11 protein-coding genes are annotated in these 25,535 nt (G+C 44.1%); 7 read left to right on the top strand and 4 right to left on the bottom strand.

From position 1 onward, the window contains the following. Positions 1-297 precede the first annotated feature (297 nt). The 6 genes from VCM39_RS04690 (at position 298) to VCM39_RS04715 (ending at position 14,104) form a co-directional block, all read left to right on the top strand. Entirely contained in the window at positions 298-3,456 is a 3,159-nt protein-coding gene (locus tag VCM39_RS04690; RefSeq protein WP_195349740.1) for a SusC/RagA family TonB-linked outer membrane protein, read from the top strand. Positions 3,457-3,477: 21 nt separating this feature from the next. Further along, positions 3,478-4,968: a RagB/SusD family nutrient uptake outer membrane protein gene (locus VCM39_RS04695; RefSeq protein WP_221649549.1), complete on the top strand. Its 1,491-nt coding sequence runs from the start codon at positions 3,478-3,480 to the stop codon at positions 4,966-4,968. Between the two features lie 24 nt (positions 4,969-4,992). Next, positions 4,993-6,630 carry a choice-of-anchor Q domain-containing protein gene (locus VCM39_RS04700; RefSeq protein ID WP_221649550.1) on the top strand — a complete coding sequence of 546 codons (1,638 nt, stop codon included), beginning with the start codon at positions 4,993-4,995 and terminating at the stop codon, positions 6,628-6,630. A gap of 79 nt (positions 6,631-6,709) precedes the next feature. After that, positions 6,710-8,872, top strand: coding sequence for a T9SS type A sorting domain-containing protein (locus VCM39_RS04705; RefSeq protein WP_322933145.1), 2,163 nt, complete (start codon positions 6,710-6,712; stop codon positions 8,870-8,872). Between the two features lie 16 nt (positions 8,873-8,888). Continuing rightward, a complete protein-coding gene (locus tag VCM39_RS04710; protein WP_002562488.1) occupies positions 8,889-10,094 on the top strand; it encodes a glycoside hydrolase family 105 protein in 1,206 nt (401 codons plus the stop codon). Positions 10,095-10,099: 5 nt separating this feature from the next. Continuing rightward, positions 10,100-14,104, top strand: coding sequence for a hypothetical protein (locus VCM39_RS04715; protein WP_322933144.1), 4,005 nt, complete (start codon positions 10,100-10,102; stop codon positions 14,102-14,104). A 192-nt stretch (positions 14,105-14,296) separates the two neighbouring features. Here VCM39_RS04715 and VCM39_RS04720 read toward each other — a convergent pair whose 3' ends face one another. From VCM39_RS04720 to VCM39_RS04730, 3 genes are all read right to left on the bottom strand, one after another. Continuing rightward, complete coding sequence (locus VCM39_RS04720; RefSeq protein ID WP_322933143.1) at positions 14,297-17,683, bottom strand: LamG-like jellyroll fold domain-containing protein; 3,387 nt, start codon at positions 17,681-17,683, stop codon at positions 14,297-14,299. A gap of 361 nt (positions 17,684-18,044) precedes the next feature. Then, on the bottom strand, positions 18,045-20,294 hold the full coding sequence (locus VCM39_RS04725; RefSeq protein ID WP_322933142.1) for an inorganic phosphate transporter: 2,250 nt from the start codon (positions 20,292-20,294) through the stop codon (positions 18,045-18,047). 63 nt (positions 20,295-20,357) lie between these two features. Beyond that, complete coding sequence (locus VCM39_RS04730; protein ID WP_322933141.1) at positions 20,358-22,436, bottom strand: RNA degradosome polyphosphate kinase; 2,079 nt, start codon at positions 22,434-22,436, stop codon at positions 20,358-20,360. A gap of 54 nt (positions 22,437-22,490) precedes the next feature. Here VCM39_RS04730 and VCM39_RS04735 point away from each other — a divergent pair, with 54 nt between their 5' ends. Then, positions 22,491-22,982, top strand: coding sequence for a metallophosphoesterase family protein (locus tag VCM39_RS04735; RefSeq protein ID WP_002562483.1), 492 nt, complete (start codon positions 22,491-22,493; stop codon positions 22,980-22,982). 125 nt (positions 22,983-23,107) lie between these two features. Here the strand turns inward: VCM39_RS04735 and VCM39_RS04740 are convergent, their stop codons facing one another. Next, positions 23,108-25,450: a GH92 family glycosyl hydrolase gene (locus VCM39_RS04740; protein WP_322933140.1), complete on the bottom strand. Its 2,343-nt coding sequence runs from the start codon at positions 25,448-25,450 to the stop codon at positions 23,108-23,110. Positions 25,451-25,535 lie beyond the last annotated feature (85 nt).

The raw sequence follows: 25,535 nt of genomic DNA on the forward strand, positions 1-25,535 counted from the left end.
ATACAAAACTACCAGTGGTGATACTAATTTACCAGATTACAAAATATTTTCAGGTATGACACAATTCTACAGAGGATTGATACGATTCTCCTACTGTTATTGGTGCCGTGCGGATACATTTGCAACAGAAATTAATAGAAATCTTAAAATATAATGCGTATGGAAAAAGTAACGAGTTAACCTGACCACCTTTCAGAATATCTTCAAAGATATCTTCTATCTATCAGATGTATTATAGCATCTATTATATTATTAAAACAAGAATAAGTTTAATCAAAACAAAAATCAAACTTAAGTATGCAAAAACACATTTTGCTAACAAATTCCAGATTCATTTGGGTAACTGCACTGTTATTAATCTGTAATGTAGCTTTTGCACAAATGAAGGTTACCGGAATAGTAACTGACCCATCTGGTGAGCCTGTTATAGGTGCAAATGTTTTGGTGAAAGAAACATCCATGGGAGCCATTACGGATTTAGACGGACATTTCACGGTAAATGCCCCGGAAAACGGTTCTCTGGTTGTTTCTTACATCGGCTATTTAACTAAAACCATTAAGATTTCCGGTAAGAACAATATCAAAGTGGTTTTGAGTGAAGATAGTAAAGCGTTGGACGAAGTAATCGTTATTGGTTACGGTAGTGTAAAAAAGCAGAATCTTACTTCATCGGTGTCTAAAATGACAGACGAAGCTGTCAAGGAGCGTCCTGTAGCTACACTGGGAGAAGCATTGGCTGGTAATCTGGCAGGTGTTCGTGCCCAAAGCACAAGCGGTGTTCCCGGCGAAGAACTGCAAATACGTATTCGTGGTGTGAATACGATCAATGGTAGCAGTGATCCGCTGTATGTTATTGATGGTGTACCCTATGAAAGCATGAGTGATATCAATCCTGCTGATGTGGCATCCATACAGGTTTTAAAAGATGCTTCGGCTACTTCTATTTATGGTGCCCGCGGTGCAAACGGGGTTATCCTGATCGAAACGAAGCAAGGCAGTGACAAACCGGCTGTTACGTTTGACGGTTTCTATGGTCTGCAAGATCCGGAGAAATATGTAAGTATGATGGATGCCAAAGAATGGCTGGCTTTCAATATCTGGAAGAGAAACAACGACCATTTGCGTAGTGGAGGTTCAATGAGTGACCCTATGAGCGCACGTGCCGATGCAAATAAGATTCCGGATTCCTGGTTAGACCCGGACTTGGTGACTACAGATTGGCAAAAAGCAATTACTCAGGTTGCGCCTGTACAGAGCTATCAGTTGTCTGCATCGGGTAAACATAAGATGGGAACGATCTATTTTTCAGGAGGTTATTATGATCAGAAGGGTATCATTAAAGAGACCTACTATAACCGTATTAACTTCCGCCTGAACGGAACATTGAATCTCTCGGATTATTTAAAAGTAGGCGCTAATATTTCCGCTTCACGTAGTAAGCAGGATAATAAAGAGGCACAGGGCAAAGAGACTGTTATTCAGCACGCTTTGATGCAGGCACCGATTGTAAAACTGGATGAAGCTACCCGTGACTGGGGATATCCGAATCTGGGTATTACCGTATATCCTAACCCTTTGGAGCGTTTGAAAGAAACACTGGATCAAACAGTGCAGAATAAGGCAGCAGCATCCGCCTGGGCTGAGATTACTTTTATGAAAGGCCTTGTGTTCAAGTCACAGTATAATTATAGTTATGACGGTAGGGTATATGAGTACTATGTTCCGGGCAATGTTACCTACAATAACAATAATGTAACTTTGGGAAAAAGTAATTCTCAAAGCAATAATAGCTGGTCTATTCAGAACACCCTGACTTATGATGCTTTGTATGGTAACAAACATGCCCTGAATGTTATGTTGGGACAGAGTGCCGATGCAACTGATAAGTATCGTATTGATGGTGAAGCAACCGGATGGCCGTTGGAGAACATTCCGACATTGAATGTGGCTACTTTGGCAAAAAGGGCTTCTACGGAAAAATACCAGGTGCGTACGGCTTCTTTCTTTGGTCGTGTAAGTTATAATTATAAAGAAAAGTATTTGCTTAATGCAACCGTACGTAATGACGGTTCTTCACGTTTCGGTGCAAACAATCGTTGGGGATGGTTCCCGTCATTCTCGGCAGGATGGAAACTCAATGAAGAGTCATTCTTGAGTTCTGTAAAATGGATCTCTTTATTAAAACTTAGAGCATCCTGGGGAAAATCGGGTAACGACCGCATTGGATATTACGATTATCTGTCAGTGCTGACTACTGATAACTCGGCTTATGGCAATACACTTCAGGCTGGTATGGCTCCTAAAAATCTGAAGAATGAAGATTTGAAATGGGAGAGTACAGCCAGCCTTGATTTCGGATTGGATTTCTCAGCTTTCAATAACCGTTTGCAGTTCAATTTTGACTATTATATTAACAAGACCGATAACCTGTTGTTTAATCTGCCTATTGTAATGACAAGCGGTTATGACAGAATCCGTACCAACCTGGGATCCATTCAGAATAAAGGATGGGAGTTGGACATAACAAGTCACAATCTGACAGGAACATTCAAATGGTCTACTTCTCTGAACCTTTCCGGCAACCAGAATAAAGTGCTGGATATGGGAGGTATCGATAGTTTCACCGATTCAATGTGGGATGGCAAGTTCATAACCCGCGTAGGCGGACCGGTATCACAGTTCTACTGTTACCGCACGAATGGTATCTTGACTGCAGATGATTTTGAAAAAAAAGCTGATGGCACTCCGGATGAAAACAAACCTCTGGTACCTGTGTACAAAGGTCAGCGTATTGGTAATGTGAAGATGGTGGACCAACCTACTAAAATGGTTGACGGAAAACTGGTAGGTGACGGAGTAATCACAGAAGACGATCTGGTGCCTTACGGAAATAATATCCCTGATGTCATTTATGGTATAACAAACCGTTTCTCTTATAAGAACTTTGAGTTGAGTGTCTTGATTCAGGGACAGATTGGTGGTGATGTTATGTTCCTTGGACAACGTTCTTTGGACTATGGTTCTCCGGGAGTTAACCAGTTCTCGCATTGGGTACGTTGCTGGAAACCCGATTATCAGGCTGTTTACGGAGATCGCGGAGATCCTACTCCTTACTATTTAGGTGTAGATATGTCATGGGATGGTACAACCCCCAACATCTATAACCGTAATTCTACTTATGAGAATAATTCAGACTTACGTATCTACGATACTACTTACTTGAGAATCAAGAATATCACCTTGTCATATACCTTACCCAATGACTTATTGAAAAAGTCTTTCCTGAAGAAAGCTAAAGTATATGTTTCATTGGATAATGTGGCAACCTTTGACAATTATCCGGGTGTATCTCCTGAAACGAATAGTTATGGTAATTCTACAACAAGAGCCGGGGTGGATTATAGTACATATCCTATGAGCCGAAAATATACCCTTGGTGTAAATCTTGTATTCTAACTCTATAAAAACAATGAAAAAATGAAGCAAATAACATTCATATTATTGTTATCGTTGTCGTTTGTGTTGGGAGCTTGTGATGCTTTTCTGGACATTACTCCACAGTCCGATTATACGGTGGAAGAAGGCTATAAAAAAGAATCGGATTTTGAGCAGGCTATCTCGGCTGTTTACGGAAAACAACAACTTCTGTATGATACGAACTCCTGTTGGTTTATGTATATCAACCACCGTAGTGATGATTCGCGAAATGCAAATAACGTGGGCCGGTTTGTTGATTCACCTAACGAGAGTATCTGGACTACTTCCTGGAAAACTTACTGGTCTATAATTGACCGCTGTAATCTGATTCTGGATAAGATTGATAATGCAGAATTCACAAATGAGGAAAGACGTGATTACATTAAAGGAGAAGCTTATATTCTGCGTGCTTATGCTTATTGGAGTTTGGGTTGGCAGTGGGGAGGCGTTCCTTTGATCACAAAGACAACTCCTTTGGCGGAGATCCGCAAAATACCGCGTTCTACTCAGGAGGCAACTCTCGGACAGGCTATATCCGATTATAAGGAGGCTATCAGATTGCTTCCCGAAGAATGGGGGACGAATGATATCGGACGTGCTACCCGCTATGCTGCTGCCGGAATGCTCGGCCGGTTATACATGTTCCAGAATAATTTTGAAGATGCCCGGACTTACCTGAAAATGGTAGTAGATCAGGAATCTGTACGCTATGAAATGGAGAAAAAATATGAAGACTGCTTCATTGACTCCAAAGACAATGGAAAAGAACGTGTTTGGGAAGTTCAGTTTATCGGGGGACAGATTGGTGAAGGTAATTCATTTATTACCGGTTTTATTCCTGAAAAACTGACATTACCTAACACTGCTTATGTGGCTCCTTTCACCGGATATAGCGGAAATATGAGAGCGTCGGAGAATTTATGGGATGCTTACGAAACCTCTCCGAAAGTGGATAAACGTAAAGCTCTGTCCGTAGTTACCAATGTGAAGATTAACGGAACCTATGATACACAGTCCAAGCTGGTATACAAATATTGCAAGTGGGATACTTACACACCGAAAGAGAAAAATGACTGGGCAAACAATCTCCCTATCCTGCGGTATACAGATGTGAAGATGATGTATGCTGAGGCTCTTAACGAGTTGGGCTATGTGGCTGATATTAACAGTGAACCTTTTAAAATTCTGAATGCCGTACGGGCTCGTGCCGGACTGGATGCATTGACTCCTGTAGAACTGTATGATAAAGACACTTTCCGCAATGCAATTATCCAGGAGAGAAGAGTTGAGTTTGCTTTTGAAGGCCTGCGTTGGTGTGATTTGATTCGTTGGGGAATAGCAGTTTCTACAATGAATGAGCACTTTAAGCATCGTGACGAAGGTTCCGGACAGTATACAGTTCAGGATTATCAGTTGCTGCTACCGATTCCTTTCGCCGAAATGGCAGCTTATAACGATGTGAATATCATGTGGCAGAATGAAGGTTATTAATGTATTATTAAAAAAATAGTTATTATGAAAAAACATTTATTAGCATCTTTGATGATTGCAATGGCTTGTTCCAACCAGTTAGATGCAAAGAACGTGTATGTGAAATTAAGTAGCGATACAGAAGCCTGGAGTCATATTACTCAGGATGAAAACAATGTGGTTGTAGAGATTACCGATGGAAAGTTTAATGGTATATTGAGCAATATTGCTGCCAAAGATAGAGTGTGGGTTGCGAAAGGTATTTATCAGGTGACAGGTTCCATCAATCTGAATGAAGACCGTGCAGGAGTACAGATATATGGTGGTTTTAAAGGAAATGAAACCGCATTGGAACAGCGTATATTGAAAGATCAGGATGAAAATGGCATTGTAGAGCCTTGGGAGTTTGAATACGAAACACAATTCCAGGGAAATACCGATACTGATCCCAGCTATCGCATATTCACTATGAATGCAGAAGGAGACGTGGTAGATGGTATAACGATCTGTGATAATACAAATGTAAATGATCATGGGGCGGGGGCTTACCTGAAAAATAATGCTGTTCTGAGTAATTGTATCGTTCGTAATATTAAAGCGGAAGCCAGTAAGAATAGCGCTGTAAACGGAGCCGGTGTATTTGTGGATGGTGCCGGTTTGGTTAAGAGTTGTTTGATTGAGAATTGTACGAATCAGAATGACGATTCCGACGGTTCTTCTTATGGCGGCGGTATTAATATACAAGGTAATAAAAGTGTTATCAGCAATTCTGTTATTCGGAATAACCAGGTTGTTTCCGGTAAAAACGCATTTGGCGGTGGTATCTTTTTAAATAACAGTGCAGTAGCAGAAAACTGTGTGATATATAATAACTCTTCTGTTTTTCGCGGTGGTGGTGTTTATATCCATAGTGGTAGCGGAAAGTTGATTAATACAACCGTAGTAAAAAATATGGGTGCTAAAGCTGGTGGCGGTGTTTTCTCTAATGGAAATTCCACTATTTACAACTCTGTATTTTGGGGCAATGTGAACGAACAGGGGAATGCGAATAATCTCAACCTGAATCAGGCCGGATATGTAGAGACATTTGCATACTGCGGAATCCAGGGTGCAGGTATCTGGATGGAAAATAAGAACCTGAATACAAACCCAACTTCTTACCAGTTGATTGAAAGCAATGACTTTACTGAAGAGGTAACAGAAGGACTTGCCCCTCGTTTCATTCGTCCGACAGTAGACGCCGGTATTGGTTACGAATTTCTGGAAGGAACGCTGGAAGCAATAGCCAAAGCAAACTGGGGACTTTTGAATGCATCAGACTTGGTAGATAAAGGTGTTAATACCATTCCTGATTATACGATTGCGACGACCGACATTTGTGGTAATGCCCGTCCGGTAGGTCAGAAGTATGATTTAGGTGCTTACGAATTAGGTAGTGGTGCTACTGGTATTACTACTAATCAGAAAGAGCAGAGTCGCTTCACATTGGTTGCTAACAGCAATGGAGTTACCGTATATGGTATTGAAGGGCTTGCTAAGGTAAATGTGTACAATACTTCAGGCGCATTGGTTAAATCCGTACAACTGGGTAATGGAGAAACCATCTCTCTTATTGAGCGTGGAGTGTATTTCCTGTCTGTCTCCGAAGGTGAGACTTCACAATCAGGCAAAATCCTGTTTTAATTAAAAAAACACATCCGGACTACTTAGTCTTGAGTTTAAGTAGTCCGGAACTTTTTCCGGTAATTTTATGAGTGAACCAATGAAAAAACTTTCTATCTGGCTGTGTGTCTTATTATTTATGATAAGTGCTGAAAGTAGAGCGCAGTCTATGATTTCGGGGGCTACCTACGAGAAGCGGTGTGATGCTATGATTCAGTATATGGCAAAGGGTACATCACCTTCCGGAGGTGATCCTAAATATACGGGTCCGTATTATTTTGCACGTTTATATCTTAATTACGATAAGTCACGGGCGATAAACAACCTGGAGGCTATGTATGACAAATATATAGCCGATCCTGATTTGTATTACAACTCTACGGGTTCGGGCGTTGAATTTTATGCTCATGCCACACTACATGGTTATTTGCTGACAAAGGACAATATGCCGGAGTCTTTGAAAGCCAAAATAAAGACGTTTCTTCAGTTAGGTGATTATAATTCAAGAGGAATTACTCTTAATTTGGATATGATACGTTATACGGTCGGCTTTATGGCTACTGAGCAATGGAGTGATTTTACAGATCGGTACGGACGTACAACGAAGCAGATCAGAGATTATAATCGTCCCCGTATTTTGAATTGGCTGAATAAATTCTTCCACAATAATTGTAGTGAAGCAGATGCATTCATTTATTTCTCTACGAATATAATGTATGTACGTATGTTGGCTGAGTTCTGTCAGGATGAGGAAATCAATCAAAAGGCTAATGTGGTTTACCAACAAATGATTGCCAGTTTACTTTCGGCCTGGAATCAGGGACTGTATGTGGCCAATCCACCTCGTTGTAAGGGTTGGGACCAATTATATACAGGTGCCCGTGCTTCCAATTCGAATATAACGGCGCTTGCCTGGTTGTACTTCGGTAATCAGGAGAATAAGTACCTTTTTATTCCGGGACTGACCGTAACCAATAATACGGCAAGTATGAATTTCTGGTTGGCTTATAAACGTAATGTGGCTCCCGACCCGGCTTTGTTGCAGGTTTACGACTCGAAGGAATATCCTTATGTATATACCAGTTACATTAATGATATAGGAGTGAATGGTTCAAACAAAGATGTGTTGAACTGGAAACGTTTTAAATATACATATCAAAGCAACAATTACGGTTTGGCTACTCAAACAGAAATTCCTTATGATTTGTCAAAAGCTACTTCCTGCTATGCCTACAAAGAGACCAAACGTACTTATCTGGCCTGGCAAAGTGATGTTGTAGAGAGTGTGTTTTCTGTTTGTCAGGACAATCCTGCCCGTCCTACCGACAATACAAATGCTAATATTGAAGGATACGGAGAGAACCCTTATCACAGGGTGATGCAATATGAAAAAGCAGCGGTTGGGGTGTATAATGTACCGACTACTTATATTCAGGGAAAGCGTTACCGTATCTATGTGCCTTTCACAAAAAGAGGTATTAAAGAACGTATCGAGGCAGATGGCTGGATCTTTTGTCATACCGGAACGATGCTTTTCGCCTTTAAAACATTGGAACCTTATACGTGGGCGAATACAGATTTTGTAGTCAGCAATCACGATGTTCTTACTTTGGAAGATACCTCTTGCCGAAAAGGAGCCTGGGTGCTGGAAACCTCAGAAATAGAGCCGGAATATAAAGCGGCTACCCGTAGTGAGGAACTGGAGTTATTCAAGAATGCGGTTCTTACCAAGACAAAGATAGAAAAACAGGATTATACTACAAGTAAGCCGGCAGTGAAGTATACTTCACTGAGTGGTGATGTTTTGCAGCTGCAATTCTTTCCGCCTACCGAAGCTTATCAGGATAATTACAAGGTGAACGGAGTACCGTTGACCCTTTCTGAAGAATACCTCTTCAATAGTCCCTATGTACAGCAGAAGAATGACGCAGATGAACTTTTCGTCTATAAAAATGGTGTGTTGGAAAAGACTATCAGCTGGAATGATTCGTCTGTTGGGATTGAGAATGCCAGAGAAGAAGCAGGTTACCACCTTTTTCCCAATCCGGTAAAGGATGAGTTCTATCTTTCTTTTCCGCAGGAAGATAAACCGGAACGTGTGTCGATAGTCAGCTTATCCGGACAGGTAGTGAGGCATTGGAATATTCAGGAAGAATATGAGCAGACAGTTACTCTTTCGGCTGTGGGCTTGTATGAAGGACTTTATTTCCTTCGTGTTGACAATGGCAAAAAAGTATGTATGCTGAAGTTTTTAAAGATTTGATTATATAGTATTAGTTATGAAGAAGAATATTGTTTTCTTTGCATTGGTAATCCTGGGGCTGGCATCATGCTCAAGGCAAGAAGTGAGTTATTTTGATAATTTCCCGGAGGGGGCTGATCCCGTTGAGATTGGTACTAAAATAACTTACCGCTTCTTGGCTCAGGGGCATTCGCAGTATGGCAGTCCTTTACGTATAAACGAACCACGTACTCAGATTACTTATCCGGACGTTTGCACCTGGTTGGGAGGATTGTGGTTTGCTAAGGAATGTGGCAATGCGGAATTAACACAACGGTTGACCGAACGCTTCGAGCCTTTGTTTACTACAGAAGCATTTCTTCAACCGAAACCGAACCATGTTGATAACAATGTATTCGGAGCGTTGCCTTTAGAATTCTATTTGCAAACCGGTGATGAACGGTATAAGAAAATGGGGATGATGTATGCCGATTCGCAATGGGAGTTGCCGGCAGACTGGACGCTCGATCATCAGGATACATGCAAGAGCAGTATGTATGGTGATTTTGTAGATGCAGATGTCTGTCTGCCCCAGCAAAAGGAGTGGGCAGATAAAGGATACTCCTGGCAGACACGTTTCTGGCTGGATGATATGTTTATGATTACTGCTATACAGGCACAGGCTTACAGGGTAACGAACGAACGGAGATACATCGATCGTGCCGCCCGTGAAATGGTGCTTTACCTGGATTCCATACAACAACCTTCAGGCTTGTTTTATCATGCTCCGACAGCTCGCTTCTGTTGGGGAAGAGGCAATGGATGGATGGCTGTAGGTATGGCAGAGTTACTGCGTATTCTTCCGGAAGATAACCCGGACAGGAAAGCTATCATGCAGGGTTACCTCAAAATGATGGTACGCCTGAAAGAGATGCAGGACGAAAAAGGTATGTGGAAACAAGTTGTAGATGATGCATCTATGTGGGAAGAAACATCCGGTACGGGTATGTTTGCGTATGCAATGATCGTAGGTGTGAAAAAAGGATGGCTTGATAAAGACGAGTATGGTCCTGCCGCCCGTAAGGCGTGGATTGCACTCACTTCTTATGTGAACCAGATGGGCGATGTGGAAGGTGTATGCGAGGGTACTATGCTGGGAAATACGAGTGAACATTACCGTAACCGTAAGCCACTGACGGGCGATCTGCACGGGCAAGCTCCGGCATTGTGGTGTGCTTATGCTTTGATAGCTGAAAAAATTTAAAATTGATGAGATATACTGTTATTAGTTTTATTGTGTTGTTGTGCTGGGTATTTGATACCCATGCACAACAATATCGTATTTCTACGGACCATCCGGCTGTTACTTTTGAAAAAGAGAATCCGCTTTTTTTGTCTATATACAGTTGGCCGGAGACTCTGATCAGCTATCCGGTTACTTTTTCTCCGGATAGCAATGTTGAGAACCGTTTGGAGTTGATAGATACCCGGACCGGAAATCCGGTTACTTTTCAACTTTCGGATAAGAAGTACGATAACAATCGTATTTGCTCTGCACGTATCCATTTTTTCGCCTCCATGTCTGCCGGGGGAGGTTTTAAGTATACTTTGCGGTTGGGCAGCCGGAAGATGAAGGCTGATCATCCGGTATACATCGAACGAAAAACGGACTGTTGGATACTTGGGAATACGGATTTTAGTGTTGCCATTCCTGTAACTGCTACCGTGAATGACAATATCGCTCCGGCTCCAATTCTTTCTGTTTCAAAGGGAGAAGGAGCTTCCGGTCGTAACAGGTTGTACTCCGGTCATAAGAAAATAGTGTCCGTAGAGACTTCCGTAAAAGAGAGTGGAGAGCTGTTTGCCGAGTGTCTGGTACTTTATCGTTTGGAGGGAGGAGCCGAGTATCGGACTTCTGTTAAGGTGGTACAAGGCTATCCGTTCGTAATCTTCGATGAAGAGATGAGCGGAATAGAAAAGCAAGACGGAGTTTTTGTAGATATGGAGTGGACCGGCTTCCATCCGACTCATAAATATGCTAACTGGGACCGTCAGAAAGATGTGACCGTTGCTGACGGAGTACCTGTTGAACAACCTCTTTATACCAGTTATTGCCAGGAAGATCCGCATTGGACAGGTGAAGGATGGATAGAACAGGTTGACAAAGAAATGGTATATCGTCTGTTGCCTTTCGGAGGAAACTCTACGCGGGAGCAAGTTCCTGTGATGACCTTTTGGGAAAGTGGGAAGGATGCCCGTGAGTTGGGCGTATTTGTTTATGACCACAATCGCTGGAATGACCGGCAATACGGTATTTGGCAGCCTACTCCCGATCTGTCTGTCTATTTCAGATATGCGGATCAGAAACTCTATTTTAAGTATCCGGTACAAAATGGTACGCGTTCTACAGCAATAGCATTTACCCGGGTCGGTGATACACACCCCAAAGTGGAAGCTTTCAATAAGAGTATTGATGATATTGCGGCTAATGGCGGAAAAGACCATTCGGCCGAAATGGTATTCCGGTATACGATGATGCTTCACCGGCAATATGCGTTACTGAATCTGGATAAGGTGAAGAACTGGGTACTGGAATATCCACGAGAAGCGAAACGCCCCGAAAATCCTTTTGTCAAAAGACCCAAAGAAACTTCTGCCGATCGGTTTTATAAGCAGATGGTCACTTCTCCGATGGCGTATTATATGACCGGGATGAATAGTTTTCCGGGCATTCATTCTATATCTCACCGCCCGGTTTATTCACAGTGGGTACAGGATTATCTGACTTACTACAAAGATTTGTCCGACGAACAACGTAAGACTGTTGAGGCTCTTTTCTTATTGGCCGGTTATGTGAATATGCTTGAACCGATGAATGCCATTCGTACTTCATTGGCAGGCACTGCCAACATGGCTGCCGATGGATGGGCGGTGACCGGACAAACGGCTTTTCTTTTCCCGGAACATCCGATGGCAAAGGAGTGGGCCGATTTCTTTGAGAAGTCGATTGAAGTTTATGGTTTGTTTTATACCCGTCCGGAAGTCAGCTCCTATGAGTCTAAGGGAGGACGTTGGGTAGAAAGTCTGGGAGTGTACAATTGGGCTTATCTGCGTCCTACCGTACATTCGAATATAGCCCTGGAACTGTTTGATGGTAAAAATCGGTTTGCAGATTCTCATATGGCGCAAAGAGCCCGCTGGATGGTTGATATGGTAACGCCGGGACGAGCTTATCCACCTCATGGTGCACACGGTGGCGGCAGATTGGTGCCGCGCTATGCGCCTGTTTATGAATTAGGAAACTGGTTGCAGTATTATGATCCGCTGGTAGCCGAAAATTTACGATGGTTGGGAGCGATAGGAGAAGATGTGGAAGAAAAGGCGAATGATACGAAATGGGTAGAGGTGCATAAGAATACGCATCAGACGAAAGATATCGGTACGAATCCGCATCTGAAAAGTTGCAAATATACCGGGCATGGGATTGTACTTCGTGCTGGAGTTGATTCGGATGAAGAACTTTCTATCCATTTGAATCAGGTAGACAAGGGGCCTAATTACCGCTGGGGACATCAGGGGCAAGGCAATGCAGGCGGTATCTATTTCTATGCACAAGACAAAGTTTATACCGGTCATGAAAATGAGGCGGTAGGAGATCATACCCAGAATAATACGGATGGCGTAACCAATTTCGGAGTCATGAAAAACGGTACTTTCTGTAATATCGGAATGAATGAGCTGGTTGCCCCTTTATATGATCTGGAGATAGCTCAGATGGCTGAAGTACGTTCGGCAGAGGGAAAAGATTCTTTTGCATGGCCCGAATATGTATCCCGCAGTATTCTTCTGGTAGGGACCGATTATTTTCTGATTTACGATCAGACCGGGACTAATTGGAGAGCTTTCAACCGTTTCTCATGGTTCACCCGGAAAGAAGATGAATTTCCGAAGATTGTATTTATGGATAAAGTACGTCCGGAGTATTGGACAACAGCAGGGACTGCGAAGTCGAAAGGCTTTTACCGGGATGGTGTTGGTTCTTTGCTGACGCTGGTTACCCACAAGAAAGAATCGGTACGTGTTTTGGATGGCAAACTCACTGTTCCGGCATTACTGGAAGGAAATGATGTTTATGAATTCGTTCCGGATAAAAACGGGAGGCCGAAGGGGGTAGTGCAGGTCGCTACAGATAAGAGCCGGGATATTATTTTCAGGGACAGCGATCCCATTACCTGGCATTCGGATTCTGTGACTTTCAAAGGAGAAGCAGGGATGGTTCGCCGGATGAAGAACGGAGATCTGCAACTGGCCCTGTTCAAAGGCTCTGAGATTGCTGCTGACGGTTTGGGTATTTATCTTACGGGTGAGACAGAAACAGCCATCGCATTGACACGCCTTGTAAGTGGAGATTGCAAGGGGAGATTGAAGTCGGACGGTCAGACGACGTTGACTTTGACAGGTGTGAAAGGGGGAAAACTCTATATCGACGGAGTGATGTACAAAGGGGATATAGCCGGAGTGAAACTACCCGGCGGAGAACATTCCATTGAATATACAGCCAAAGAACCTGTTCCTATGCCCACAATGATTGAGGATGTTGTTTATGCAAAAGCCGGCAACATGGTTTATTTGTCAAAGCCCCAATCGGTGTCAAAGGTCCGTATGGAACTCTCGAAAGATGGAGGCAAAAGTTGGGAAGTATCAGGCACAACCACAAAAACTATATATATGTTGCCCAAACTGGCAGATGGTAAGTATCATGTACGTGCTGTCTCTGTCAACGGAAAGAAAGAGGCTGCTTCTGCCTGTGAATATCCGGTTTATATAAGTAAGTCTCCTTCTCATTATCCGGAAGGTTTGAAACTGAAACTTGATTCCGGTCGGATTGATCTCTCCTGGGGGCAAGTATTAGGTACTGAAGTTTACAGGGTTTACAGAAGAAAGCTGGGTGAGAAAGAGCTCCTGAAGGTTTATGAAGGGAAAGATACTTCTTTTGCGGATGAGCAGCTTCAGGGAGTTGTTCCTGCCTTTAGTCTGCCTGGTAGCCTGGATAATGCTGATGCCGATAGAAGTGGAATTATTGTATACGAGTATACTGTGACCGCTTTAAATGGAAATGGAGAGAGTGCAATGGCTCCGGTGGTGAACAGTGATCCTGCTTCATGGGCAAACTGGTATCCATCTACTGAACTGAAGTTCAAACGTCGTTCTGCATTCTGGATGGAACCGTATGTTCCGGCTAATGCAGTTCCCGGGAAGTATTATCCCGATTAAATATATTTCACCACAGAGTCACACAGAGTTTCACAGAGTACTATTATCTGATTACTAATAAAAAAACTCTGTGAAACTCTGTGTGACTCTGTGGTGAATTCTCCTCATTATTTGTCAGATAGTATAAGGAGAAAATATAACTTTTAATATAAAACAGATTAACTTCTTATCCTCGTTTTGAGGATTCTGTTTTTATGCTTTTACAATCACTTTCATATTGACTTTTCCATTACGGATAATGTAGAAACCAGCCGGAAGTGAAATAAATGAACCGTTTGTAACTGCTTTTTTCACTATTAAACGGCCTTGTCCGTCGAATACTTCGGCTACACAATCTTGCCCTTCAATCGCAATACCTCCGGCTACACCGGTAAATACTGTTTCCGGAGCATCGTTTACATCTTTGATACCAACGCCTCCCGATGATTCGATCCGCAGAGTAAAGTCGGCAATAGTACCGCCATTATTAGCAATTCCATTTCCTGCTGCAGCGCTTCCACAGGGATTAATATCGTTCCAGTCGATTTTAAAACGGATACGATAGTCTCCTGCAGCGAGGTCTTGAGGTATGATGAAGCGGGGAAGAGCACCGTTAGCACCGACATTATTTTTTTTCCTTTCGCCTAAACTGTTTGTACCATACTCACCTCCGTCTTCTGCATAGAATGTGTATGAAACCAGTTCTCCTTTGTTATTACCATCGGCATTGAGTGTTACATCAAATTCTTTATCCTTATTATAATCTATATACACATAAGCATGCATCCATTCGAAGCCCCATACGGTACTTGCATTTAGGGTAGCACCGGCCTTGGTTTTAATTATTTCATCTGTTTTGTCAACATATACGGCACGAGGTGTTGCCGATGTCTGGATTTGGCTGCTCGTAAATGAATTTGTATCATCGTCGGTCACAGATACAGAGGTCAGATAGCGGGCATGATTTGTTTTTAGATCGGGAGTGCAATAAGCCGGATAAATAAACTCGGCTGTTGCTGCTTTACTATTGAGCATGCCTTCTTTAACTGCTATTGCCTTGATTGTAGTTGATGACGAAACCGAAATAGCGTTCATATATACTTCAGATTGCTCAGTGGGGGTCGTTCCATCCAGTGTATAATGGATTACAGCATCCGGAGTAGCACATGTAATGGCTACTTTAACTGTCTCTCCTTCTTCCAGGCGACCATCGGCCGGGTCAAAAACGGGAGTTTCCACCCGTTCAAGCACTTCACCTGCAGGGGTGTATATATCCTGGCCGCCAGTCAGCCATTCCAAAGAGAAATTCATGAAATAGAGAGAGCAAGCACCTTCCGGATTTTCTTCTACATATGCTCCGATTGTACCGTCGGGAAGTATTGTAAGAGATGAATATACGGAGTTATAAGGACATATCGATTTTACAACCGGCCATGTTTCTCCTTCGTCATAGCTGATAAATATACTTACGTTCTGGCGGGAAGAGGCATTGGGAAGGGAATGTAGCAAGCGATCTTTGTTGAAACCCTTGTCTGTAGCCGTATAGCGGATAATATCACCATTGCAGGCATTGGTGTTGATTTCGTTCCAGCTCGATTGGGCGCTCCAGGTCTCTCCGCCATCTGCAGAGATACTATAGCCACGATAACCGTTCTGACGAATACTCATCAACACGCGGCCATCATTGAGTTCTACTACTTTGGCTTCATCTCCATTGGTGAATGCACGCTCTGATACCGACCAGGTAGCACCGTTATCATCCGAATAGACGGCATAGTTGTGCAACTGGTTTCCGGAACCCATTGCTGCTACAAACAGGATGCGTCCTGCATGTTCTCCACGAATCAGGCGCAAACCATTACCGGAACCGAAGAATGAATGAGCAAAGGCTCTGCGTTCTGTATTATCGCACTTACTTCCCCACAGTAAATCTGTAATGTTCTTAGGTTCTCCCCACGTACGTCCTTTATCATGACTGATAGCGATATACGACCATTGAGGATCGGATTCAGAAGAATTCCAAAGTCCGTTTCCACCCACAAAACCACATACTACGTCACCATTGGTTGCCTCTACAATGACTGCATCGCCGTATCCTTTTTTACGTCCTTTTCCTTCGGCAATGGTTACGGGTTCGCTCCAGGTAAAACCACCATCGGTACTGTAACGTGAAACGATATCAATGTCTTCCGGGAGGTCCGTTTCGTTATATTTACGCTTATCAGTAGTAGTCAGCAAGGTTCCGTCCGAAAGTTGCAACAATCCCGGTATACGCCAGTTTGTTGAATTATAGTCGCCCGGAGCAAATACCAAACGACGTTTCAGCAATATTTCACGGCTTCCGGTTGGAGCGGGGTTTTCAATTTCGAATGTCTGGCTTTCAGTAGTTATTTCATGTAATTCTGCATCTATTTTCGCACCTTCGGCAGCTGTTTCCGAAACTTCGGCACAAAGCCACAGATAACATGTTCCGGACTGAATGGTTGCATCTGTAAATTCGCATGTCATCTCACCTTCGGCCGGAACAAATTCGCCCAACAGAACAGCATCCTTGGCTGTACGTTCGTCGAATGTATTTTGGGATGTCTTATAGAATTTGATCTTGGCAATATCGTTTAAATTGGTAGTACCGTTTAAATTCATTTTCACAGAACGCAATACCTGTGTTGCATCTGTTCCACCCATTACTACAGTGGCTTTAAGAATTTGATCGTGCAGGTTTCCACGACCGGTGAACTTGGTATTCTGGGTAAGAGTAACGGATGCAATTTCCGGAAGATTGGTTGTAAATCCTACCAGTGTGGCGGTATGTCCGTTTCCGCTGATGTCTGTTACTTTCAGACCAGTGATGTTCTGAAAATCATAAGCAGCCACCAAGCCTTCTGTTTCAGCTCCTACTTGGGCTGTTGCATCCGCAGCGATCTCTTCTGCCGAGAGAGCCCGTTTGTAAAAGTGTAAACCGGCAATAGAGCCATTGAGGAAGTAATTAGGAGTATTCTCTTCTGAGAATCCTGCTCCGACAAGTACGTCATACGTATTGCTGCATTCCCAGGGGGCAATGTTTTTACTTCCACTGCTCGCCACCTGTGTTCCGTTATGATATTCGTACATAACGCCTGCTGTGCGGTCAATAACGAAAGCCACATGATGCCATTCGCCGGCATTACCCGTTATCGTTGAATAAACCGATACGGAGTTGGTATGGTCTCCTGTATTGTTGGGACTATTTACCGCGAAATATTTATTACTAACGTCATCTCCCCATAGTTCATACCCCGATTTAACAGTGGCATTGTTTTTCACACGTTTTACGATGAAGCGAGTGTCTTTGACCAGAACATTTCGTTTTACCCAGCATGAAACAGTGAATGACTCAGAAGTCGTAACGTTAAAATCGGCATGATGGGGAATCACCATATACTGATTGGAACCGTTGAACTCAATGAATGATGTAGGAGTATCACCTATTAAATTCTTGGTTTCAACCGTTGATTTGGAATTAGTAGCGGAGTCATTACCATTGGTTGCCTGGTTATTGGCCAGAACTGATGGCAATAACGCTGTGAGCGCCGCCATAGCAAGTAGTTTTCTTAAATTCATAAGTATTGTATTAAAGTTATAAAATAGAACTATTATTAGTTGCTTGGAGCATGTACATTCATTACTTGCTTTGGGCTCTTTAAATAGTATTGTTTATATTAATACAATTTAATGGTGATAGTTACTAAATTAAGAATAAGGTTAGTATGCAAATAGCCGTTGACAGGGGTATCTATATCGAAAAAAAAAGTATCCGGATAGACTTCTTTGGTTAAAATAGGGGTAGAGTGCAAGATTGTACACTTTGGTTATGCAAGGTTGTACACTTTTATTACACAAGATTGTACACTCTTGCATGACAAAAGTGTACAATCTTATAAGTGTTTATTATCAGTTAGTTATGAGCTTGTTTCCCTTTCGGTTAAGCGTCCGTTTCCAGCTGGAATTTACGGCTTACCTTCATCAGATTGATTGTATAAGTTACCACATTTTGTGCTTCTTGCACCATTGTCAGATATATCATACTTACTCTGACGCTGCCTGTTTGATTCTGAATACGTTGTAACTCCTGACGTTTCAGATGTGAAAGTTGGGCATTAAGGTCATTGGCACGACGTACTTCTTCCTCAAAATCATTATAATCGTTGGATTCAAGTTTCTTGCGGCACTGCTGTATCAGATAAGTGATATCTTCGGCTACGTCTCCAAATTCTCCCTTCTGAATGGCATCCAGCGGATTGAAGTTATTGTCTGTGTGTTCCAGACAGGGTTCGCACAGGCGGGCGATACTGTATACCAGTTCGCTGGCAAAATCATTTCCCTGATAATAATAAAGACCTTTTTCGAGTACGGTGTTATTATCCAGTTTGCACATCGCTACGGTTCCCGTTCGCTTCATTTGCTTGATAAGCTGCTTCTCAAACTTGGTGGAACCCATTGAGCGGCGCAATCCGCGCAGGTTTTCGTGAAGGAAGGAAGTGACCGTCAATTCAAAGTTGGTTTCAGCATATTCGAGTACTTTGCCTAACTCTTCGCGGGTGTGCTGGCGCATCAATTGCAAGGCTTCGTCACTGTTGCTGGTTTGCATCAGTTGTTTCAGTGTTTCGTTGCCTTTTTCCTTCTCCTTTTTCTTTTTATAGATTACTTGGCTGCGAATAAGCGAGAGTACTGCCAGAGCGATAAGAGCGATGATAGCAATTGTACCTCCGAAGTAGATAATCATGGCTACGAAGAAGCAGATGGTGAAAGCCGCTCCGGCGGTAAGAAACCAACCGCCAATAACGCTTAGAACACCGGTGATGCGGTAAACGGCAGAGTCGCGTCCCCAGGCACGGTCGGCCAGTGAGGTACCCATGGCTACCATGAAAGTGACATAGGTGGTAGACAACGGAAGTTTCAAAGAAGTGCCCAGTGCGATAAGCAATCCTGCCAATACCAGATTGACCGATGCACGAACAAGGTCGAAGGCAGCTCCGTCGGCAATGATGGCTTCGTCTTTACGGAAGCGGGTGTTGACCCATTTTTTTGCACCTTCCGGTACAATTCCTGAAACACCATTTGCCAGTGTCATACTGATGCGTACCAGCGTACGGGCGATCGGGGTGCTACCGAAAGTCTCTTCTCCTTCGTCCTGGCGGGAGAGGTCTACGGAAGTTTTGATAACATTATGGGCTTTCTTCGATGTACAAAGCGCATATACCATGATCGCTCCTGCACCTATCAGGAAGTACCAGGGAGTTTTGGCAGGGCCCAGCAGAGACGACATGAGAAAATCATTCGGACCTGCTGCCATACCGTTGGTTGTATAGTCAATAAAAGAAGAGTAGCCGGCCAGGGGGACACCTATAAAATTGACAAGGTCATTACCCGCAAATGCCAGTGCCAGTGCAAATGTACCCAGCAATACCACTACCTTAAATACATTCACTTTCAACCAGTGGAGTATTTGCATCAATATAGTGAAGAAGACAAAGAAACATCCGATCAGCATTGCTGTGTTATCCTGTATCCACTGTTTGGCCTCTGATGTCATAAATGAGCTGTCTTTCAATCCTTTGATAAGCATGAAGTAGATGATGGCTGTAGTTGCGATACCACCGAACAGCGCAATGCTGTACTTCATCTTCTTTTTATAGTTGAAAGTAAAGACGATACGTGCCAACCATTGTACCAGCATACCGAAGAAGAAAGCGATGGCCACTGAAACGAAGATAGCCATAATGACGGACAATGCTTTATCCGTATTGATCAGGTCGCCCAACCCCAGCATATCATTGTTGTGGACTTTGATAAGTGCCAGTGCAAAGGTACCTCCCAATAGCTCGAACACCATTGAAACGGTGGTAGAGGTAGGCATACCCATTGAGTTAAACACATCGAGCAGTACGACATCCGTCAGCATCACGGCAAGCAGTATGCACATGATTTCGGCGAAGTAAAAATGCTCGGGTTGATAAATGCCGTGTCGTGCGATGTCCATCATACCATTAGACAACGAAGCACCGATAAATATACCGATGCCTGCTATGAATAATACTGTTTTAAAGGAAGCTGCTTTCGCTCCGATGGCGGAATTTAAAAAGTTAACGGCATCGTTGCTCACTCCGACCATGAGGTCGAATACTGCAAGCACAAATAAGAAGATGACGATGCAAAGATAGATTGTCTCCATAAATGTATTCTGTTTCTGGCTGCAAAGGACGGATTTTCGTATTGCAGAGAAGTGTCATACATATTACAAAGATGTTTCATTTTTCCTTTTCAAGTAATTATAGAAAGTATATTGTGCCCGGATACCCTCTCCTTTAGACTTACTCTTGAACACATTGCACAACTTGTCGTCTACGAAACAAGCTTTGCGATTGTCAGAAAGTTGTATGTTCAGCATGTCGATCATTTCCTGCTGTAGTTCGGGGGACAGTACAGGGGTCACAGCTTCGATCCGGCGATAGAGATTGCGGCGCATCCAGTCCGGTGAACCGAAATAGATTTTCGGATGACCGGCGTTACCGAAATACCACACGCGGGCATGTTCAAGGAATGTATCTACAATACGGGTGACACGAATGTTGCGGCTGTATGGCTGTCCCGGTATCAGGCAACAGATACCTCTGACGATCAGGTCAATTTGTACCCCTCGTTGTGAGGCTTCATACAAGCGGTCGATCATGGCAGGGTCCTGCAATCCGTTCATCTTTAATATGATTCTTCCACCCTGTCCTTTTTCGGCCAGTTCTATTTCGTGGTCGATAAGGCGGTTCAGTTCTGGTATCAGGTTGAAACGTGCTACAAGCAGTGTGCTGAATTTGGGATTCTCCTTCCCCTGCAAAGTACAAAAGAGTGTATAAAGGTCTTTGGTTATTTTAGGATTACAGGTGAATAGTCCGCAATCGGCATAAAGCATGGCTGTCTTTTCATTGAAATTGCCGGTACCTATGTAAGCAAAGTCGCAGGTTTTGGGATCGTCACCTTTACTCTTCCGGCGGATAAGGGCTACTTTGGCATGCACTTTGAGCCCCGGCAGGCTGTAGATGATTTTTATTCCGGTGGATTTCATCATCTCCGCTGTAGCCAGGTTATTCTCTTCATCAAAGCGGGCTTTGAGTTCTACGAATACGGTTACTTTCTTTCCGTTTTGCGCTGCTGCTATCAGTGTATTGATGACCGCAGAGTTTTCGGCTACACGATATTGCGTTACCATGATTTCTTTCGTTTGCGGATCGTGTACAGCTTCATACAGGAAGTGTATAAAGTGTTCAAACGAGTGGTAAGGATAATAAAGCAACAGGTCTTTCTGCTTCACATAGTTGAATATGGATTCTTTTTCATCCAGGCAATTCAGCTTCATAGGTTTGGGCTTTTCCAGTGACTTCAATGCCTTGTTCGGGTTGGGCAGATGACGCAGGTCTTCAAGATTGAGATGTTTGTCGCCCGGAACCAGTTCCTCCCTGTTTATTTGAAAGGCATCTACGAGGAAGTCCAGAAAGTCCGATGGCATGCCGCGATCGTATACAAAACGGCATACAGCTCCTATTTTGCGTTTCTTCACTTTTTTCTTCACCTGTTCCACAAGGTCGGCGGTGCTGGTAGTATCGTCTATCAGTATATCGGCATCCCGGGAGATTTTAATGCAATAACTGGAGTCCACATCGTATCCCGGGAAGATGAGGCCGATATTGGCCTTTATGATATCCTCGATAAACATCAGGTAATAGTTGTCCCCCTGTTTGGGAAGTTCGATGAAACGGGGTACTTTGCTATACGGCATCTTCATTACGAAATATTGCACATGATCCGGGTCGGTCTGCTCCGTGCCGTGCATGAAGAGACGCACCGCGAGATAAAGCCGGTTGTCCCGCAAGAATGACACGACGCGATCTTTGCATACCGGCACCGGTTGGAGGAAGGGGAATATCTCTTCACGGAAGAAGTTCCGGATGAACTCCTGATGGAACGGTTCTACATTCCGGCTTTGATAAAAAATAATGTGGTTCTTGCGTAAGGCAGGCAATATCTTATGTTCGTAGATACGGATACGGTCTTCCAGTTGGCGGTTTACTTCCCGGTTGATATTTTCCAGCAATTCGGCAGCCGATTGTACGGACTCTTCATCGCTTTGGGTGACACCCGATGCCACTGCTTTATGATCGGCTACACGTATTTTGTAAAACTCCTCCAGGTTGGAAGAGTAGATGGATATGAAGTTGATGCGCTCATACAGTGGAAGTCGGTCGTCATTAGCTTCCAGCAGTACGCGATAATTGAATGACAGCCAGCTTATGTCTCTTTTAAAATACTGATAATTGCTTTCCATTGCGTTAAGATTTTCCCAAATATAAGTACCTTTGTGCATATAAACAAAGAAACTATGATGAAAGTTGGATTATTATCGGATACGCATGCATGGTGGGATGAGAAATACCTGGAATATTTTGAGTCTTGTGATGAAATATGGCATGCAGGAGATATCGGTTCGGTGGAGGTAGCCGAAAAGTTAGCGGCTTTCCGCCCTTTGCGTGCTGTTTATGGAAATATTGACGGACAGGAGATCCGTAAGATGTTTCCGCAGGTCAATCGGTTTACGGTAGAAGGTGCTGAGGTCTTGATAAAACATATCGGAGGTTATCCGGGGAAGTACGATCCCTCTATAATAGGTAGCCTGATGGCGCGTCCGCCTAAGTTATTTATCAGTGGGCATTCGCATATCCTGAAGGTGAAGTATGATAAAACATTGGATATGCTTCACATCAATCCCGGTGCGGCAGGGATGTCCGGTTTTCATAAAGTTCGTACCATGGTACGTTTTGTGATAGAGAACGGGGCGTTTAAGGATTTGGAAGTAATAGAGTTAGCAGGGTAAACCGGGAATATTCCCCGGCTCCGGGGAGGGAAATGCTCGGCTCCGGGGAGGGAAATGCTCGGCTCCGGGGAGGAAGGTGCTCGGCTCCGGGGAGGAGAGGGCTCCCCGGAGCCGGGCATTTAGGTCTATTTAGTCACTGTACCCCATGACTTCATCGGTTCCGCTCCCATCTCAATAGTCAGTGTACCCCCTTTTGCAATGTCGGCATGATCAATGAAACATTGGTTATATTCTTTGTCGTTGAGCCATGCGCGCTGGATGTAGATGTTCTTCTTTGAGTTGTTCTTTGCAACGATGCTGAATGTTTTGCCATCCTCCAGCCGGAAAGTTACTTTGTCAAAAGCCGGACTTGTCAGTTCGTATCGGGTTTCTCCCGGACAAATGGGGTGGATGCCGGCTGCTGCAAGTATATACCAGGCAGACATCTGACCGACGTCTTCGTTTCCTGCCAGTCCTTCAATGTCATTTCGATAGGCATTCTCACAGATACACCGGGTCCATTTCTGCGTCAGCCATGGGGCATTCAGCCGGTTGAACATAAAGGGAACCTGATGCACCGGTTCGTTGGAGTGGTTGTAATACTCATTCCACAGGAAGTGCTTGGGTGTTTTCTCAAAGAAGTCTTCCAGATCGTTCAACACCTTCTCTTCGCCACCCATGAGTGCTACCATTCCGTCGATGTCATGAGGTACAAACCATCCCTGTTGGTAGGGGTTCGATTCGATGGAGCCGTGCCATTCCGTCAATCGGCCGTTGGCGGGCCACTCTTCCCAGGCACCGGATTCGCGTTTGGGGCGAAACCACATTTTGTCTTCCGAGTCGAAGATGTTCTTATAGTACAATGACTTACGGGTATATTTCTCGGCGTCGTCCGTTTTGCCCAATGCTTTGGCAAGCTGTGCCACACACCAGTCTGTGTATGCATATTCCAGTGTCTCCGAGATAGAATATCCCTTCTCTACGGGTGTGTATCCTAACTCTTCTTTGTTCCCGATCAACTCGGAAGTACGTACGGCTGCCCGGTAGGCTTTCTCAATGTCATACTTCCGGATGTTCTTGGCATAAGCATCTGCCAGAACTGAGATGGCCGGGTTGCCCACCATACATCCGCTATAGGCATTGAAGAACTCCCATCTTTCCAAATATCCTTTTCCGCTCTCTTCGGCCAGCGTCACCAACGAATTTATCTCGTCATTCACCAACGTGGGGTTGATGATGGTTTGCAGGGGGAACTGGCTTCTGAACACGTCCCAGCCGCTGAAGATGGTTCGCTTCGTGAAATCGGCCGTCTGATGAATCTGATGGTCGCCGCCCGGATACCGTCCGTCTACGTCTGTCATGTTGCGCGGATCGATCATGGTGTGATACAGGGCAGTGTAGAATGCGACTTTCTCATCATGGGTGCCTCCTTCCATTAAGATTTTCGAAAGTTCCTTGTTCCACAACTCTTTGGCCTGTTTCTTCATCCCGTCGAACGTTTGTCCCTGCAACTCTGCTTTGAAGTTCTTTTCAGCGCCCTCCAAGTCGGAGAAGGAGATACCTGCTTTCAGGGTGACCTCTTCCTGATCGGTGGTGGGGAATTCTGCAAAGAAACCTACGTGTTTGCCTTCCAGTGACTTCTTGCCTCTGATAATACTCGATTGGGCGATGCGAGCCTGATAATTGTCGCTCAACACATTTTCGCGTTTGCGTTCCCAATCATCCGGAATGTCGGCACTCCAGAAACCGTAATTGTCCAAAGGTTTGCTGAACTCTGCATAGAAAAATACCGTATAGTCGGGGTTGCCATATCCGTCTCCCCAACCACCTCCTTCGGGTGTACACTTCATCCAACCGCGGATCGTGTTGTCATTGACCACTTCCACGTACTGCGTGGTAGAGGTTCCGCCAACGCGTCTTGCCAGATCGATCTGGATGCGCGACAAGTCGCTGGCAGGGTAGGTAAATTTCAGCGCACCTCCGTGCGGAGAGGCAGTTGCCTCCGTTAGGATGTCATACTTCGTTAAGCGTGCGGTGTAGTATCCGGCAGAAGCGGCTTCCGATGCTTTGTCGTACTCCGAGCGGTATCCCTTCTTCTCCGGATCGCTCTCTTTGCCGGCAACCACCTGAAGTTCGCCGGTAGTGGGCATCACCAGGAAGTTTCCTAAGTCGCCATACCAGCCAATGCCGCTCATTTGGGTGAAAGCGAATCCCTCGATAGTCTTATGCTGATAGCCATATCCCGATCCGTAGTCGCCTCCGGTGATGGTGTTGGGACTTACCTGGGTCATTCCAAACGGAGTCGCTGCTCCGGGAAAGGTTTTCCCCATGCTGTTGAAAGATTGTTCCGTATCGGCTTTGACACTGGTGCCAATGAAAGGATTGACGTAGGATGACAGGTCTTCCGCACCGTCCGTACGGCTTTGGCAGGCGCTCATGCCTGCCAACAATACCAGTGAAAAAGCTGAATGAATGAATTTTCTATTCATAAAAGATAATATTATTGAAAAAGAATGAGCAAAACTCACCACAGAGTAGCACAGAGTTCCACAGAGTACTATTTATCCGATGAAA

Origin of the sequence: Bacteroides mucinivorans (genome assembly GCF_034654355.2) — a bacterium.
GTDB lineage: Bacteria > Bacteroidota > Bacteroidia > Bacteroidales > Bacteroidaceae > Bacteroides > Bacteroides nordii.